Annotated in this window: 14 protein-coding genes and 2 pseudogenes; 9 read left to right on the top strand and 7 right to left on the bottom strand. The window is 69.2% G+C overall.

The window, feature by feature from the left end:
• Nucleotides 1–6: 6 nt before the first annotated feature.
• The 7 genes and pseudogenes from ACZ59A_RS44285 to ACZ59A_RS44255 form a co-directional block, all read left to right on the top strand.
• The gene (locus tag ACZ59A_RS44285) at nt 7–879 is read left to right on the top strand and encodes a LysR family transcriptional regulator (protein ID WP_470971388.1); all 873 of its coding nucleotides are present in this window, start codon (nt 7–9) and stop codon (nt 877–879) included.
• 134 nt (nt 880–1,013) lie between these two features.
• A complete protein-coding gene (locus tag ACZ59A_RS44280; protein WP_470971385.1) occupies nt 1,014–2,105 on the top strand; it encodes an MBL fold metallo-hydrolase in 1,092 nt (363 codons plus the stop codon).
• Entirely contained in the window at nt 2,102–2,863 is a 762-nt protein-coding gene (locus tag ACZ59A_RS44275; protein ID WP_470971382.1) for a crotonase/enoyl-CoA hydratase family protein, read from the top strand. The genes ACZ59A_RS44280 and ACZ59A_RS44275 overlap by 4 nt, the downstream gene beginning before the upstream one ends.
• Nucleotides 2,863–4,452, top strand: a complete 1,590-nt coding sequence (locus ACZ59A_RS44270) for a long-chain-fatty-acid--CoA ligase (protein WP_470971380.1) — start codon at nt 2,863–2,865, stop codon at nt 4,450–4,452. Before ACZ59A_RS44275 ends, ACZ59A_RS44270 begins: the two co-directional genes overlap by 1 nt.
• Nucleotides 4,445–5,554, top strand: coding sequence for a CaiB/BaiF CoA transferase family protein (locus tag ACZ59A_RS44265; RefSeq protein ID WP_470971378.1), 1,110 nt, complete (start codon nt 4,445–4,447; stop codon nt 5,552–5,554). The genes ACZ59A_RS44270 and ACZ59A_RS44265 overlap by 8 nt, the downstream gene beginning before the upstream one ends.
• Before the next feature lie 319 nt (nt 5,555–5,873).
• Nucleotides 5,874–7,139 carry a GDSL-type esterase/lipase family protein gene (locus tag ACZ59A_RS44260; protein WP_470971376.1) on the top strand — a complete coding sequence of 422 codons (1,266 nt, stop codon included), beginning with the start codon at nt 5,874–5,876 and terminating at the stop codon, nt 7,137–7,139.
• Between the two features lie 226 nt (nt 7,140–7,365).
• Nucleotides 7,366–7,680 (top strand): annotated as a pseudogene (locus ACZ59A_RS44255) (integrase core domain-containing protein); the annotation flags it as partial.
• A 408-nt stretch (nt 7,681–8,088) separates the two neighbouring features.
• On the opposite strand, the gene ACZ59A_RS44250 reads toward ACZ59A_RS44255, so the two are convergent.
• The 6 genes from ACZ59A_RS44250 to ACZ59A_RS44225 all read right to left on the bottom strand — a co-directional run bounded on the left by ACZ59A_RS44250 (nt 8,089) and on the right by ACZ59A_RS44225 (nt 13,177).
• Nucleotides 8,089–8,265 (bottom strand): hypothetical protein, encoded by a 177-nt coding sequence (locus tag ACZ59A_RS44250; RefSeq protein WP_470971428.1) that lies wholly within the window; start codon nt 8,263–8,265, stop codon nt 8,089–8,091.
• A 228-nt stretch (nt 8,266–8,493) separates the two neighbouring features.
• The gene (locus ACZ59A_RS44245; RefSeq protein ID WP_470971373.1) at nt 8,494–9,090 is read right to left on the bottom strand and encodes a GTP-binding protein; all 597 of its coding nucleotides are present in this window, start codon (nt 9,088–9,090) and stop codon (nt 8,494–8,496) included.
• On the bottom strand, nt 9,071–9,451 hold the full coding sequence (locus tag ACZ59A_RS44240; protein WP_470971370.1) for a DUF742 domain-containing protein: 381 nt from the start codon (nt 9,449–9,451) through the stop codon (nt 9,071–9,073). Before ACZ59A_RS44240 ends, ACZ59A_RS44245 begins: the two co-directional genes overlap by 20 nt.
• Entirely contained in the window at nt 9,444–9,872 is a 429-nt protein-coding gene (locus ACZ59A_RS44235) for a roadblock/LC7 domain-containing protein (RefSeq protein WP_470971368.1), read from the bottom strand. Before ACZ59A_RS44235 ends, ACZ59A_RS44240 begins: the two co-directional genes overlap by 8 nt.
• A complete protein-coding gene (locus tag ACZ59A_RS44230; RefSeq protein WP_470971365.1) occupies nt 9,869–12,316 on the bottom strand; it encodes a nitrate- and nitrite sensing domain-containing protein in 2,448 nt (815 codons plus the stop codon). The genes ACZ59A_RS44235 and ACZ59A_RS44230 overlap by 4 nt, the downstream gene beginning before the upstream one ends.
• Nucleotides 12,317–12,391: 75 nt before the next feature.
• Complete coding sequence (locus ACZ59A_RS44225; RefSeq protein ID WP_470971362.1) at nt 12,392–13,177, bottom strand: MHYT domain-containing protein; 786 nt, start codon at nt 13,175–13,177, stop codon at nt 12,392–12,394.
• A 420-nt stretch (nt 13,178–13,597) separates the two neighbouring features.
• On the opposite strand from ACZ59A_RS44225, the pseudogene ACZ59A_RS44220 reads away from it, so the two are divergent.
• Nucleotides 13,598–13,905 (top strand): annotated as a pseudogene (locus ACZ59A_RS44220) (integrase core domain-containing protein); the annotation flags it as partial.
• A gap of 91 nt (nt 13,906–13,996) precedes the next feature.
• On the top strand, nt 13,997–15,109 hold the full coding sequence (locus ACZ59A_RS44215; RefSeq protein ID WP_470971359.1) for an integrase core domain-containing protein: 1,113 nt from the start codon (nt 13,997–13,999) through the stop codon (nt 15,107–15,109).
• Nucleotides 15,110–15,224: 115 nt separating this feature from the next.
• Here the strand turns inward: ACZ59A_RS44215 and ACZ59A_RS44210 are convergent.
• The coding region (locus ACZ59A_RS44210) for an integrase core domain-containing protein (RefSeq protein ID WP_470971357.1) at nt 15,225–16,030 on the bottom strand (806 nt) is incomplete at its 5' end.

The following is a 16,030-nucleotide window of genomic DNA, read 5'->3' as shown; positions in this document are numbered from 1 at the left end:
CGTCCCGTGCAGCTGCATCAGGTCGAATACTTCCTCGCCGTGGTCGACCACGGGGGAATCAACGCCGCCGCGACCAGCCTGGAGCTGGCCCAGCCGACCCTGTCGCAGGCGATCCGGGAGCTCGAGCGGCAACTCGGGGTGGAGCTGTTCCACCGGATCGGGCGGGGGATGGTGCTCACCTCGGCGGGGCATGCGTTCACCGGTCCGGCCCGGCGACTCGTGCGGGACGTCGTCGCCGCGGAGGGCGCGTTGCCCGACGCCGCCGGGCAACTGCGCGGCCGGCTGGACATCCACGCTCAGCCCTCGCTGGCGGCCGATCCCGTGGCGCGCTTGGTCGGAGCGTTTCGTCGGCGGCATCCCAACGTATTCATCCGGATCGGTGACCTGCGGGACGAGGAGACCGCCACGACGCTGATCCGGGACGGACACTGCGAGTTGCTGTTCTGCCACCTGCCGCTCCCGGGCGTGGACGGGCTCGACGTGATCGAGCTCGGTGTGCAGGAGTACGCGATGGTGTTTCCGCCCGGCACCGAGCTGCCCCCGGAAGATCCGCTGCCACTGTCGACGTTGCCGGACATCCCCCAGGTGGTGGTTCCGCGCGGCGGGTCGTACCTCGGCCAGTTCGAGCGAGCCCTCGCGGAGTCGGGACGGGCGCGGCGCCCCGCCGTGGTGGTGCAGCATCGCGAGGCCAGGTTGCCGTGCGTCCTCGCCGGCGTGGGGTGCACCTTCATGGAACGTTCGGCGGCGGAGGCAGCCGCGGCCCGCGGTGTCGTGGTCCGGATGACCGACGTGACGATCAGCCCGCCGTACGGCCTGGTGTACGACGCGTCGGCGTTGTCGCCCGCGGGGCGGGCGTTCGTCGAGCTGGCTCAGCCGTGACGCCGTATCCCCGTCGCTCCCTCGACCAGCGAACATAGGTTGCGCCTATCTCTCCTTGTGGTTCCCGGTCTTTGTGCTCGTCCGAAGCTCGGTGGTGCACTCGATCTCGACGCCCGACGAGGAGGTAGGTACTGGTGGAGGTGACCGGAGTCCGGCAGCAACGGGCTTGGCGACAGGGTGTCCTGCCACCCGTCGAGGAGGTGCGGCCCGGCCTGTGGTCGATCCCGGTGCCCTTTCCGCGCAACCCGATGCGGTACGTGCTGGTGTACGCGTTCGGGCTCGAGGACGGGGTCGCGATCGTCGACGCGGGATGGGATTGCGACGAGGCATGGGAGGGGCTCAGGTCCGGGCTCGCGACGGCCGGTTACCAGATCTCCGACGTACGGACGGTGTTGGTCACTCATCTGCACCCGGACCACTTCGGCCTCGTCGGCAGGGTCCGGGCCCGTTCCGGCGCGCGAATCGCCATGCACCCCGCCGACGCCCGCCTGCTCCAACACCGCAGTCGCCTGGACGAAGAGGACTACGCGCAGGTCTCCCGGGATCAGTTGCGCCGGGCCGGTTGCCCCCGGGACCTCTACACCGGGCAGCACGCGATGCCGTTGATCCGCTTCGACGAGTGCGATGGAGCTGACGACGCGCTGCACGATGGCGACCACGTCGATCTGCCGGGGTGGAACCTGCACGCGGTGTGGACGCCGGGACATACCCCCGGTCATCTGTGCTTTGTGGAGCGTGACCTGGGCCTTCTGCTCAGCGGCGACCATGTGCTGCCGCGCATCACCCCGACGATCCTGCTCTCGCCCGGTCACGAGCGGGACCCGCTGGGCAGCTACGCCGCGTCCCTGCGCAGGATCGCCGCTCTCGACGTCGACGAGGTCCTGCCCGCCCACGAGTGGCGGTTCCGCGGGCTGCGCGACCGGGTGCACACGATGCTGGGGCATCACGACGACCGGCTGGCGGAGATCGAGGACGCGGTCCGGGACTCCCCCGGGATCACGGCTTGGCAGGCGGCCGAGCGGCTGACGTGGTCCCGGCCCTTCCCGCAGATGGCGCAGACGTCGCAGCGGCTGGCGCTGCGCGAGATCCTTGCCCATCTGGTCGTCCTCTCCGAGCTGAGGCGGGTGCGGGAAACCGGCGATCCGGTGGCCCGTTGGTACCCGTGCCCGGTGTCCGACGGTCCCCTTCTGGTTCCGCAGACGACAGTCAAGGAGTTCCCGAGGTGAGCACAGTCCTGACCGAATGCGCGGACGGTGTCGCGGTCATCACCATCAACCGGCCGGCCGCGCGCAACGCGGTCGATCTTCAGGTGGCGAAGGAACTCGCCGCCGCGGTGGACGATTTCGAATCCCGCCCCGACCTCGTCGTGGGTATCCTCACCGGCGCGGGCGGCACGTTCAGCGCGGGCATGGACCTCAAGGCCTTCTCGCGCGGCGAGCGCCCGTCCCTGCCGGGACGGGGCTTCGCCGGCGTGACCGAGCGGCCGCCGGGCAAACCGCTGATCGCCGCGGTCGAAGGCTGGGCCCTGGCCGGCGGTTGTGAACTCGCCCTCGCGGCCGACCTGGTCGTCGCCGCCACGGATGCCAAGTTCGGTCTGCCGGAGGTCCAGCGGGGCCTGGTCGCGGCGGGCGGCGGGCTGTTGCGGTTGCCCAAGGCGCTGCCGTACCAGCTGGCCATGCAGGTCGTGCTCACCGGCGACCCGCTCACCGCGGAGGTCGCCCACGCGCACGGGCTGGTCAACGTCCTCACCGAGCCGGGCGAGGCACTGGCGGGAGCCAGGAGACTGGCCGCCCGGATCGCGGCGAACGGCCCGCTGGCGGTCCGCGTTTCGAAGCAGATCGTCACAGCGGCGGTGAGCTACGGCGGCGCCGACGCGTTCGCGGCGCAGAAGGAAGCCGTGGAACTGGTCATGGCGTCCGCCGACGCGAAGGAAGGGGCCCGAGCCTTCGCGGAAAAGCGGGCGCCGGTCTGGAAGGGGCAGTGATGACGGTGTTTCCCCACACCTTCGCGGGAATGACGATCAGCGACCAGCTGGCTCGGCACGCGCGGATGACTCCGGGTGCGGCGGCGTTCACGTTCGCCGGGGCCCATCGCTCCTACGGGCAGCTCGACGACCGCGTCAGCAGGCTCGCGAACGCGATGGCAGAGCGTGGCGTCGGGACGGGCGACCGGGTCGCGGTGCTGGCCTACAACGGTCTGGAGATCGTGGAGACGTACCTGGCGTGCGCCAGGGCGGGCGCGATCTGCGTCCCGCTGAACTTCCGGCTGGTCGCCGACGAGATCGCCTACCAGCTCGCCGACAGCGGCGCGGTCCTCACGGTCGTGGACGCTCCGCTGGTACGCACCTTCGCCGACGCCCGGACGCGGGCCGGGTCACCGACCGCCCGTCTCGTCGTCGGCCGGACAGAAGATGCCTCTGTGGACGCGGAGTCCTACGAGGACGCGTTGCGCACGGCGTCGCCGGACCACGTCCCGTCGGCGGCGGATCTGCACGCGCCTGCGTTCATCATGTACACCTCCGGCACCACGGGCAGACCCAAGGGAGCGGTGCTCACGCACTACAACGTGCTGACCCAGACGGTCAGCAAGGCCCTCCACGTCGGGATGCGCACGGATTGCCGGACCTGGCTCATTCCCACACCGATGTTCCATATCGCGGGTCTGGCGTCCATGGCCACCAGCCTTTTCGTCGGCGGGCGCACGGTGCTCGGCCGGTCCGTAGCCTTCGACGCGGCGGCGACGGTGGACCTGCTCGAGCGGGAGTGCGTCAACTGCTGTTTCTTCGTCCCCGCCCAGTGGCAGGCGATCTGCGACCTGCCGGACATCGGCGAGCGGGACCTGTCGGCACTGCGGCTTGTCTCGTGGGGTGCCGCGCCCGCGTCCACGACATTGCTCCGAAGGATGGTGGAGCTGTTCGGCCACGCCGACATCACCACGACGTTCGGGCAGACCGAAACCTGCGGTGTGACGACGATCCTGCAGAGCGAGGCGGCGCTCCGCAAGATCGGCTCGGTGGGAACTCCGATGCTCAACATGGAAGTCCGCGTCGTCGACGAGAAGGGGGTCGACGTCCCGCCGGGCGAGGTGGGCGAGATCGTCTACCGCGGCCCCTCGGTGATGACGGAGTACTGGAACAAGCCCGCCGAGACCGCGGCGACGTTCGCCGGCGGCTGGTTCCACTCCGGCGACCTCGTCCGGCAGGACGAGGACGGCTACCTCTACGTCGTCGACCGGCTCAAGGACATGATCATCTCCGGCGGCGAGAACGTCTACTGCGTCGAGGTGGAGGACGTGGTCGCGGCCCATCCCCAGGTGGCCGAAGTCGCCGTCGTGGGTGTACCGGACGAAAAATGGGGCGAGACGCCGCTGGCGGTCGTGGTACCCGCCGACCCCGCCGAGCCGCCCACCGATGAGGACATCACACGCTGGTGCCGGGAACGGCTCGCCGCATACAAATGCCCCCGTCGGGTATCCATCGTGGACCTCTTGCCGCGCAACCCGAGTGGGAAGGTGCGCAAGAACGAGCTCCGGGACCGTGCGCGATCGCTGAGCGTAGGAGGCCACCTTGCCTGACCCGGAACCCCAGGGCGGGCCGCTGCGCGGTCTACGGGTGATCGAGCTCGCCGGTATCGGCCCCGGCCCGCACGCCGCGATGCAACTCGCCGACCTCGGCGCCGAGGTGGTCCGCGTCGAGCGGCCCGGCCCACGCGCGGACGGTGACGCGACCTTGCGTGGCCGTCGCCGCGTCCGGATCGACCTGCGCGCACCGGGCGGTGCGGACTCCGCGCTGGATCTCATCGACCACGCCGACGTGCTCATCGAGGGTTTCCGGCCCGGTGTCACCGAGCGGCTCGGGCTCGGTCCGGATGCCTGCCTGCGGCGGAATCCACGGCTGATCTACGCGCGCGTCACCGGCTGGGGCCAGGACGGCCCGCTGGCGCCGCGCGCCGGACACGACATCAACTACATCTCGCTGACCGGCGCGCTGCACGCCATCGGCAGGGCGGGGGAGCGGCCGGTGCCGCCCTTGAACCTGGTCGGCGACTTCGGCGGCGGCTCGATGCTGTTGGTGGTCGGTGTTCTCGCCGCACTGTGCGAACGGTCCCACTCGGGTGCGGGGCAGGTCGTCGACGCCGCGATGGTGGACGGGGCGGGCCTGCTGAGCCAGATGATCTGGTCGATGCGCGGCCAGGGCAGGTGGTCGGACGAGCGCGGTACGAATGTGCTCGACGGTGGCGCGCCGTTCTACGACACCTACCTCTGCGCCGACGGTCGCTACGTGGCGGTCGGGGCGATCGAGGCCCAGTTCTACGCGCAGTTGCTGACCGGGCTGGGCCTGCGCTCCGAGGACCTGCCTGCCCAGCGTGATCGCAGCGGCTGGCCGGAGCTGCGCGAGAGGTTCGCCGCCGCCTTCGCGACCCGGACCCGGGACGAGTGGGTCGCGGTGTTCGCCGGAACCGACGCGTGCGTAAGCCCGGTACTGACCTTCGCCGAGGCCACGGCGCACCCGCACGCCGCAGGACGAGAGGCGTTCGTCGAGATCGATGGGGTCGTACAGCCCGCGCCGGCGCCCCGATTCTCCCGCAGTCGGCCCGGCCTGCCGGCCGCGCCTGTCGTCGAACCCGACCCGCGGACCATCGTCGCCGAGTGGTCGTCGGCCCGCGCCGGAGTGTGAGGGGATGTCTGCACATCGGGTACGGCAGCGCCGATGACGATCCCTTCAGCCTCACCGCGTGTCGTGTTCGTCATCGGCACGGGCCTCGTACGACTGGCTCCTGAAACCCCCGGCGAGGTACTGCCGCGGTGAGCCCCGCTGCCCGAGCGGTCAGCCCGCACACCGCTCGGGGCCGAATCACCACCGCATCGATGCGGCCATGAGGCGTGGAAGCATCACGCAACCCGTGAGCCCGGCCACCCACTGGAGAACTGGAGACCGCAAGGCTCGGACACCCGCCGCAAGGGAAGGAACCAGCATGCCCCCGTTCCGTACACCCATGCTGCGACGCGCAGCCGCAGCTCTGACCTTCATCCTCACGGCGTCCGGGCTCATCGGCCCCGCCACCGCGGCGTCCGCGCCCGTCGGCCGGCTCTCCACCCGTCCGTGGTTCACCTCCTGGGCGCAGTCCCAGCAGAACCTCGCCCCGACACCCCTGCGCGACCAGACCGTCCGCATGATCACCCACCTCAGCCAGGGCGGCGACGCACTGCGGATCCGGATCCAGAACACCTTCGGGACAACCCCCCTCACCCTCGACGCCGCCACAGTGGGCCTCAGCAGGCGGAACGCGGCGATCGACGGCGCCACCCGCGCCGTCACCTTCAACGGCCGCCACATGGTGGTCGTCCCGCCCGGCGGTGAGGTGTGGAGCGACCCCGCCGCGCTGGCGACCCGCCCCCAGGACGACGTCGCGGTCTCCCTGTCCGTCTCCGGCACGGTCACCCCCGGCCGGCACACAAGCGCCTTCCGTACCAACTACCTCACCCCGGCCGACTCGGGCGACCACACCTCCGACGTGAGCGGCGCCGCCTACACGGAGACGGTCGACTCCACCTACCTGGTCAGCGCCGTCGACGTACGCAATCCCACACTGAAGGGCACGACCGTCGCCTTCGGCAGTTCGGTCGTCGACGGGAACGGCAGCACCAACTGCGGGCCGGGCTGCACAGAGACGGGAACCAACCGCCGATGGCCGGACGACCTGGCCCGGCGCATCACCACCGAGCTGCCGCGCAATCGGCAGCTCGCGGTCGCGAACGCGGGCATCGCCGGCACCACGAGCGCCGACGCCTGCCCCGGCACCCCCGCCTCCGCCATCGGCCTGGACGCGTCGGCCCGCCTGGACCGCGACGTGCTCGCCCTGCACGGCGTCACCGGCGTCCTCTACTACTACGGCACCAACGACCTCGCCTACGGCTGCGACGCGGCCCAGATGCTGCGCAGCTATCACGAGGTCTTCCAACGCTTGCACGCTGCCGGGATCAAGGTCTACGTCACGCCCATCACCCCGCGCCCCGGCTACACCGACCAGAACAACCTCGACCGCTACACCGCCGGCACCTACGTCAGGAAGTGGAACAACTGTGCCGGAACGTGCGACGGCGTGACCGACTTCGACCAGGTGCTCAAGGACCCGCTCAAGCCCAATAGCATCAACCGGGCCTACGACACCGGCGACGGGATCCACGCCAACATCGCGGGCCAGCAGGCGCTCGCCGACTTCGTCTCGCTGCCGATGCTCAGCTCCTCGGCCGCACGCTGAAACACGATCCCGAACCCTGGCGCAGGGTCCCGATCCGACTTCCAGACCATGGCGAGGTCGCCCTTGGACGCGGAGGAACGCCCGAGTAACACAAACCATCTGAGCAGCTGAGTGATGACCAGGCAGAGCAGGCGCAAGGCACGAAAGACGATTCTGGCTGGCCTGTGGTGCCTCATCGATTCTCGCTGGTCACGGGGCCGGGCCGAGTTCGAGAACCCCACAGGTGCGGGAGAACCTGCGCTGGGGGTGCCGCAGGATCCAGGGGAGCTCGCCCGGCTGGGCCACAGGATCGGCGCCTCGACGGTCTGGGAGATCTTGACGGCGTCCGGCAGCGGCCCGGCTCCCGCCGCGGGGGCCGACGTGGCGGGAGTTCCTCGCGGCACAGGCTGATGGCACCATCGCCTGAGACTTCCTCCATATCGACCTGGTGGACCTGCGCCGGGTCTACGCGATGATCTTCCTCGAGCACGGCACGCGCAGTCTCCACGTCGTTGGGGTGACCGCACACCCGGCCGCGCAGTGGACGGTTCAGCAGGCCCGCAAATCACCACCAGACCTTCATTGCCCGCCGCTGGTCGCTGCGGCCCAGCGGCGAGTACTGCGAGCCCACCGCGCAGGAGTGGCAGGACTTCCTGGCCTACTTCGAGCTGCGGAAAGGCGCCCTGGGCGTCTGCGCACGCGTTTACGGCAGCCCGTGCGTCCACGAGCACGCTTGCATCCGCTGTCCCGTCCTGCGGCCCGACCCTCAGCAGATGCCCCGGTTGCAGGAGACCCACGCGAACCTGCTCAACCGGCTTCAGGAGGCCAAGGATCAGCGCTGGCTCGGCGAGGTCGCCGCGGTCCAGCCTCGCCGCCGCCCATCAGAAACCCGCCGCTATGGGGGACATTGCGACCTGGTACACCACTGTCCACCTTGGCATGCCCAACTTCCGCACCAGCACAGGATGCCTCAGCCCTGAGCCAGACCCTGGGCAACTTGATTGTCGACATGACACATCAGGTGTTCGAGGTAGATCGCCACGTCCGCCCAGTGCTCGTCCAACCACTCGCCAGCACCTTCGGTGGCTCGGTGGCGCACGTTCTTCTGCAGGTCCTTCAGGCTCGTGAGCAGGTCGGTGGGTGGCATGGCATGGTCGCGTGAGGCACCGAAGGAGCCGGCTCCGTCGGTGGCAGAGATGAGCTTCGTATGTCGAGGCTGGCGATCTGGTCCGGATCGGTGATCGGTGCGGGTAAGCGGCGGCGAGGCCGGTGGCCGCGATGGAGGACCCCGACGCTGCTGGCCGCCGGACTGGTCACCAGCCTGCGTCCGTCGGGGGTGGACGCCAGTTGATCATTTCATCGAGGCGGGCTCACGTCACATCGGTTCTGTGGTGGCGGGAGTGGTGGCGGCTTCGCCCGCCAGCTCGATCAGGGTGATCAGGACCTCCTTCCCGGATTCCCGGTCCCGCGCGTCGCACAGCACTACCGGAGTCTCCTCGTTTAGGTCGAGCGCTGTCGCCACCTCATCCGCGCTGTAGTCGCGAACGCCGTTGAAGCAGTTGACGGCGACGACGAACGGCAGTCGGCGCCGCTCGAAGTAGTCGACGGCAGGGAAGGAGTCCCGCAGTCTCCGGGTGTCCGCGAGCACAACCGCGCCCAGAGCGCCGGTGGCGAGCTCGTCCCACAGGAACCAGAACCGGTCCTGGCCCGGAGTGCCGAAGAGATACAGCGCGAGGTCGTCGCCGAAGGTGATCCGTCCGAAGTCCAGTGCCACGGTGGTGGTGCGCTTGTCGGTGACCTCGTCCAGGCTGTCGTCCATCCGGCCCGCCTCGGTCAGGAGCTCCTCCGTGTTCAGCGGCCGGATTTCGCTGACCGTGCCGACGAACGTGGTCTTGCCGACCCCGAAGCCCCCGGCCACGAGGATCTTGAGGGCGAGAAAGGGCGCTGGCGCGTCAGAGCGCTCGGAGTCCATCGATCACCCTCCTGAGGATGTGTGCGTCGGGGAGCCGGGCAGGCGGGACGGGCGGCGTGGCGCGGATCAGGCCCATTGCCAGCAGATCGCTGAGGAGCACTCGTACGACCGTCAGTGGCAGTTCGGAGTCGGACGCGATGTCGGCCACCGGGTGCGGTCGTGGTCTGCACAGATGGAGGATCGCCGCCTGCTCGGGCGAGAGCACCGGGTCGTGACCGGCCTCCGGCGGCAGTGCGTGGATGACGGTCATCAGGTCGAGTCGCTGCTCGCTGCCGACGTGCGCCCGCCCGGTCGTCACGGCGTAGAGGCGTACCAAGGGCCCCGCCTCTTCGTCGTACCAGCGCTGATCGGAGTCAGTCATCGAGGCGTGAGGTCTCACCGGCCTCGCCGCGTGCTGGAGTGCCGAGGTGCGCGCCGACCCGCTTGACGAGCCGAGCCATCTCGTACGCGACCAGGCCGACATCGGCGGCGGCATCGCTGTATACCGCCAGGCACGAGCCCTCGCCAGCGGCGACGACGAACAGGAATCCGTCCTCCAGCTCGACCAGTGTCTGGACGACCCTGCCCGCCCTGAAGTGGCGTCCGGCGCCTTTGGCGAGGCTGTGGAAGCCGGAGGCGATCGCGGCGAACCGCTCTCCGTCGTCCCGGGACACTGCCTTCGACGCACCGACTGGCAGCCCGTCGCCGGAGAGCACGACCGCCTGTCTGATCTCCGGCACGTGAGCGACGAGTTCTTCCAGAAGCCAGTCGAGTTCACTGGAGCGGTGGGCGGTGCGGTTCATCGGTTCTCTCCTTCACCTTCTGTGCCGTGGTCGCTCTCCCTCTGGGGGCGCGGCGCCGTCCTGACGGCCTGGCCGCGCGTCCAGCCCGTCCGGAAGGACGCCATGGTGGCGCGGGCCTCCTCGGGTGTTCTCCCGGATGGTTTCCGCGTCTGCTCGTATGGTTCGGTCTCGTCGGACGGCTCGGGTGCCGGACCGGCCTGGCGTATGCGACGGGGCAGTTCGGGCCGGACCGCATGAGGCGGAGGTTCTTCGCCGGTGATCGGCGACGGCCGCTGGGCGGGAGTAGAATGCGACGTGGGGGGCACGGGCTCCGTTACGTGTGCGTTCGTGGGGTGTACCGGCTCCTCCGGCGGTTGCGCCGGGACCGGGACGGGAGCAGCAGGCGCCGCACCCACCTGGCCCGGATCCGTATCCGGATCCGCGGCCGCCGTCTCCGACGAGGCGGTGGCACCCGGCCTGGCCGAGATCCGGCGGGGCAGACCGGCGGTCGTGCCTCCCTCGGCCGCTTCCCACGCCTCGGCACCGTCACCGGTCTCATCGAGCGGCTCGCCCGCCACTTGGCCGGGCAGCAGGACCACGGCGACGATGCCCCCGTACACCGACGATCGCAGGGCCACACGCACGTCCAGGCGGTGCGCGAGCCGGTTCACCACGAACAGGCCGAGCTGGCCGCTGTCGAGCAGGTCGATCCGTTCGGTGTCGGTGATGCGCCGGTTGGCCTCGGCGAGCGCGGACTGCTCCATGCCGAGCCCGCGGTCCTCGATCTCCAGCGCGATGCCGGCGCCAACGCGCTCGGCGGACACGCGCACCCTGGTGGGCGGAGGCGAGAACGCCGTGGCGTTCTCGACGAGTTCGGCAAGCATGTGCGTGAGGTCCGCTACCGCCGCGCCGGGCACCCGGACTGCTGGGATGTCCGTGATCAGCACCCGATCGTAGTCCTCGACCTCGGCCACGGCTGCCCGGACGATGTCCATGAGCGGGACGGGGCGCCGCCAGCCACGCCCCGGTACGGCGCCGGAGAGGATGATGAGACTCTCCGAGTGGCGACGCATCCGGGTGGTGAGATGGTCGAGCCGGAACAGATCCTCCAGTTCGACCGGGTCCTCGTTACGGCGTTCCATCGTGTCGAGCAGGGCGAGCTGGCGGTGTACCAGTGTCTGGTTGCGGCGCGCGAGGTTCACGTAGACGCCGGAGATGCCGTGCAAGACCTCGGCCCGATCGGCCGCTGCCTTGACCGCGGCCCGGTGGACGGCGACCAATGAGGCGCCGACCTGGCCCACCTCGTCGTCGCGCTGGGGACGCACGGGTGCTACGGCATCGAGATCGACGGGTTTCCCGGCGTGCAGCCTCGCGATGGCGTGGGGCAGTTCGCGGCCCGCCAGGGTGAGTGCGGAGTTGCGCAGGCCGGTGAGTTCGACGATCAGGCCACGGCCGATCCGGACCGAGATCACCAGCGAAAGCGCCACCCCCACGAGGCCGAGGGCCACGGCGACGCCCGAGCCGCCGAGGGCGTCGAATGAGAGGGGGTCCGCGCTGTCGGCTGCGCCCGTGCTCGCCTGCTGCTGCGCCCGCGCGAGCTGCTGGAGGACGTCTCCGGCGGGCGTGCTCCAGCCGGCGGACGCGGCGACGTGTCCGGCTTGTCCGCGGTCACTTGCCTCGAACATGGCGTCCTCGATGCCGCGCAGGTCCCGCATGGCGGTCGCGGTGAGGACCTGCTGGTATCGGGCCGTGTCGGTGGCTCGTAGATCGTCCACGGAAGCGGAGAGCAGGTACCGCTGGGTGTGGGCGGCGCCGACGAACTCCATGTACTGGCCCCCGGTGATACGGCCCGACACCTGTGCGGCGCCCATCAGCGCGTCCTCACGGGCGATCATCTCTCGGGCATGCGCCAGTTCGAGGACGACGCGCGCCGCCGAGGCAGTGTCGGGGCCCGGCATGACGGCCAGGGATCCTTCCAGGGCGAAGGCCCGGGCGATCGTGCTGTTGTAGGCGTCGTAGGCGTCCTGCCACCCGGCATCGCGTCCGCGCAGCCGCTCGCGCAGCCCGCCGAGGTCGTCGAGGCCGGTCATCAGCTGGTCCACGCGGTCCGCGGGGTTCGCACCCACGGCCTCGCTGTCCAGGCTGCTCGCCCGGATTCCGTTGCGGAGCGCGGCGGCGGCCGCGTCGGTGTTCCTCTCCTTGTCCACCGTGTCGTCGGCGCGTTCCCGGCTGGGTGCGGCGAGTTGTCGCAGCGCGGCGGAGCGTTCGGACTGCACGGCGGTGACGAGCGATTCCAGTGGGTTCAGGAGGGAGGAGTTGGCTTCTTTGTACTGGCTCAGTTCCGAGACGCTACGGGCCGTTGTGACGGTGGCGAAGGCCCACAGCGCCATCAGGGAGACGGCGGGGACCATCAGCAGGCAGACGATCTTCGCCCGGATCGAACGTGGCACCAGGAATGTGCTCATCAATTCCTCGAGCTGTCAGGGGTGAGGGTGTTCGGTGGTGGTGGCGGTTGTGGCGGGGCAAAGCGGTGGCTGGACTCAGCCGGCCGGTGCGGCGTCGTCGAGCGGTGCGGCCGCGGTGGCGTCGGCGCTTTCGGCTGCCTCGCGTTCCGTGGGCGACAGGGCCACGAAGGCCGACGCGAGGAAGAGGAACGAACCGAGGACCACCGCGAGAGGGAAGATGAACTGCGTGGCCGTGGCACCGTCCAGCGCGCCCCCCTGTGGGGCGAGTTCGATCTGCACGGCGGCCATTCCGGTGTAGTGCATGCTGGACACGGCGAGCCCCATGACGAGGGAGGCGAGTGTCGCTCCCGCGGGGCCGCGCACCACAACGGCGGCCCACAGCGCGGCTGTTGCCGCGGCGACGGCGATGGCCAGTGAGAGGGCGACGATCGGCAGCTTGTAACCGACGCTGCCGTGGAACCGGAGTGCCGCCATCCCGAGGTAGTGCATGGTACCGACGCCGAGGCCGGTACCCAGGCCACCCACGAGGAGCGAGCGCCCGCGTGACCGCCCGTAGCCGACGGTGAAGACGCCTGCCCCGACGACCGCCACGGCCACCAGCAGGCTGAGGAGTGTGAGCGGGACGTCGTAGCGAATCGGGGTCCCGTCGACTCCGAAGCCGAGCATGGCGATGAAGTGCATCGTCCAGATGCCCGATCCGATCGCGACCGATGCCGTCACCAGCCAGTTGCGCCGGGAGCGGCCGTCCGACGCCAGTGCCTTCATGGTGCAGTGCAGTCCGAGCGCGGCACCGATGCAGGCCATCACATACGCGGTGACAGGTGAAAGCCATCCGGCGCTGAAGTGGTCAAGGTGTGCCAAGACGTCCCCTCCTTCTTCTCAACTTCAAGGCGATGTGGACGCTAGCATTCCGCTTCCTCACAGAAGCTTCACAGGAAAACGCATGTCTGGAGCTCGCGGCCGGTGCGGTCACTTCGAGCTGTCCTACTTGCGAGTTCCGTGGTCGCAATCTGCGTCACCCGGACACTTCAGCTGTTTTGGCGACGAGACTCTCGCGGTGCACCTATGGCATAGATCACGGCGCGGCGTGCAGGGAAGCGCTTGAAGGCCCGTTCGGACTTGACGGGCTGCGGGTTCTTCTCAAGCCTGACGGCGGCAGATAGCGAATGATGGGCCGTGAGGCCAACCGTGATACGCGGCCCCCGCAGACCTGACCGACCACCTGATGCCGTCGGCGTCGACCTCGCGGTCCCCGGTCGCGGGACGGCGAAGGATGCGGAACTGCTGGTGTTGCGGCATGAGAACGCGGTCCTGCGCCGGTGGCTGGACAGTCCGCTATGAGCCTGCCGACCGGTTCTGGTTTGCGGCCCTGTCCGGACTGATGCCTCGGCGTCACTGGCGCGGGGTCTTCCCTGTCACTCCCGGCACCTTGCTTGCCTGGCATCGTCGGTTCATCGCTGTGAAGTGGGACTGCGCCGCGCCGTCGGCGCACCGGGCGCCCACCCACCCCGGCAGCGATCAAGAAGCTCGTTCCGCGGTTGGCCCGGGAGAATCCGCGGTGGAAGCAGAGGTATATCCAGGGGGAGTTGACCCTGAACATGGCTGAAGGGTGTCTTTATTGGCGTACGGTGGTTGACTTGGAGCTTTGCGATCGTCCAAGTATGGGCATGATCGGTGATCGTGGGTATGCGACTGCTCTACCTGATCTTCTGCCGACTGCTTGGCTGCCTCCTCTTACTGGGCCGGTCTGCCCCCGCGAACAACGCCGAGATCCTCGCTCTCCGCCATGAGGTCGCTGTGCTGCGCCGGCAGATCGAGCGCCCGCGGCTCTCATGGGATGATCGTGCCGTGCTCTCAGCTCTCGCACGGCACCTGCCACCCGCATTACGCCGCCATCGGCTGGTCACTCCAGGCACGCTGCTGGCCTGGCACCGTCGCTTGGTGCGTTGGAAGTGGCGCCAGACGGCGGTCGGACCCGGTCGTCCACCATTGCCGGAAGAAACAGTTGCGCTCATCCAGCGCCTGGCAAGAGAGAACCCGACCTGGGGGTACGTCAGAATCCAAGGCGTGCTCCGACGGCTTGGTCATCGGGTTGCCGCCGCTACGGTCCGGCGCGTCCTGCGCCGTTCTGGTCTACCGCCCGCACCGCAGCGAGCCTCCCAGCAGACCTGGCGCTCGTTCCTGCGCTCACAGGCCCGCACGCTGCTTGCCTGCGACTTCATGCACGTGGAGACGGTCTTCCTCAAGCGTCTCTACGTCTTCTTCGTCATGGAGATTGCCACCCGGCGCGTCCATGTCCTGGGCGTCAGCGCACGCCCTACCGGCGCATGGGTCACCCAACTCGCCCGCAACCTGCTCATGGACCTCGGCGACAGGGCCGTGTGTTTCCGGTTCCTCCTCCGTGACCGGGACAGCAAGTTCACCGCCGCCTTCGACGCCGTCTTCGCCGGCAACGGCACAGCCGTCATCCCAACACCGCCGCAGAGCCCGCGGTCCAACGCGTTCGCCGAACGATGGATACGCACAGCCCGCACCGAGTGCACCGACCGACTCCTGATCACCGGCGAACGACATCTGCGCACCGTCCTCACCACGTATGCCGAGCACTACAACGTGGGACGGCCCCACCGCGGCCTGGACCTACGATCCCCAGACGACGCCCCGAACACCATCCCCCTACCTGCTGGCACAATCAGGCGCCGCCAGGTACTCGGTGGACTGCTCAACGAGTACCACACCACGCCACTCCGATTGCCTCACCATCGACAGGGAACGCCCAGCTCAGCAGCCTGATCGGAATATTGACACCCTTCAGGGCCCGCTCCGCACACAGCGGCCGCCGTCGAACAGTGCGGCTTCCTGGGTCAGCGCACGGACCTGCCCTTGCCGAAAACCTCATCCGTGCAGGTCACGCCGCATTCCGGTACTCGTGGAGGATGCCGCCGAGGCGATCGCGTCGGTGTATGTCGAGGCGGGCTAACGCGTCGGGATCGTCGATCGGCGGGGGCAGGGGGCGCAGCGGTCTGGCGTTGGCGATTCCTTGGTGTGGCCGGTGTCCGTTGTAGACCTCCTCGAACTCGCGCAGGGTGTGGAGGAGATGTTGCTGGTTCCAGATCAAGGTCCGGTCCAGGAGTTCGCGGCGGCAGGTCTGTATCCACCTTTCGATGATCGAGTTCATTCTTGGGATCTGGATGCCGCCGAGGACGACGTCGATCCCTGCGTCCTTGAGGATGGCATCGAAGAGGGTGGGGAACTTCCCGTCCCGGTCCCGGATCATGAATCGTGCCCGGCAGCCGAGGTCTTCGAGATCCATGGCGAGGTTCTTCGCCGCTTGCGCTACCCAGCTTGCGGTCGGATGTGCGGTGGTGCCCAGGACGCGGATCCGGCGGCTGCCGTGTTCGATCGCCACGAGCACGTACATCCGAACCCCCGACAGGGTGACTGTCTCCATGAAGTCGCAGGCCAGCAGCGCATCAGCCTGGGAGCGAAGGAAGTCGGCCCAGGTACTGGAGTTCCGCTCGGGCGCCGGGTTGATGCCGGCCTCCTTCAAGATCTCCCAGACGGTAGACGCGCCAACCTTCAACCCGAGCACGAGCAGCTCGCCGTGCAGGCGCTTGTGCCCCCAGCTCGGGTTCTCCTTCGCCAGGCGCAGCACCAGCATGCGGATCGAGCGCACGGTACGCGGTCTTCCCGGGCGTTTGGGGCGGCAAGAGG

The sequence above is a fragment of the Streptomyces sp. NPDC040405 genome (assembly GCF_055595765.1).
The sequence above is the reverse complement of the archived record's forward strand: the minus strand, read 5'-3'. Positions and strand labels throughout refer to the sequence as shown.

Bases quoted from the DNA above. Each gene is read 5' to 3' on its own strand.
- ACZ59A_RS44235 (WP_470971368.1), bottom strand. From the start codon at position 9,872: ATGAACCGCACCGCCCACCGCTCCAGTGAACTCGACTGGCTTCTGGAA.
- ACZ59A_RS44230 (WP_470971365.1), bottom strand. From the start codon at position 12,316: ATGAGCACATTCCTGGTGCCACGTTCGATCCGGGCGAAGATCGTCTGC.
- ACZ59A_RS44245 (WP_470971373.1), bottom strand. From the start codon at position 9,090: ATGGACTCCGAGCGCTCTGACGCGCCAGCGCCCTTTCTCGCCCTCAAG.
- ACZ59A_RS44250 (WP_470971428.1), bottom strand. From the start codon at position 8,265: ATGCCACCCACCGACCTGCTCACGAGCCTGAAGGACCTGCAGAAGAAC.
- ACZ59A_RS44240 (WP_470971370.1), bottom strand. From the start codon at position 9,451: ATGACTGACTCCGATCAGCGCTGGTACGACGAAGAGGCGGGGCCCTTG.
- ACZ59A_RS44260 (WP_470971376.1), top strand. From the start codon at position 5,874: ATGCTGCGACGCGCAGCCGCAGCTCTGACCTTCATCCTCACGGCGTCC.
- ACZ59A_RS44270 (WP_470971380.1), top strand. From the start codon at position 2,863: ATGACGGTGTTTCCCCACACCTTCGCGGGAATGACGATCAGCGACCAG.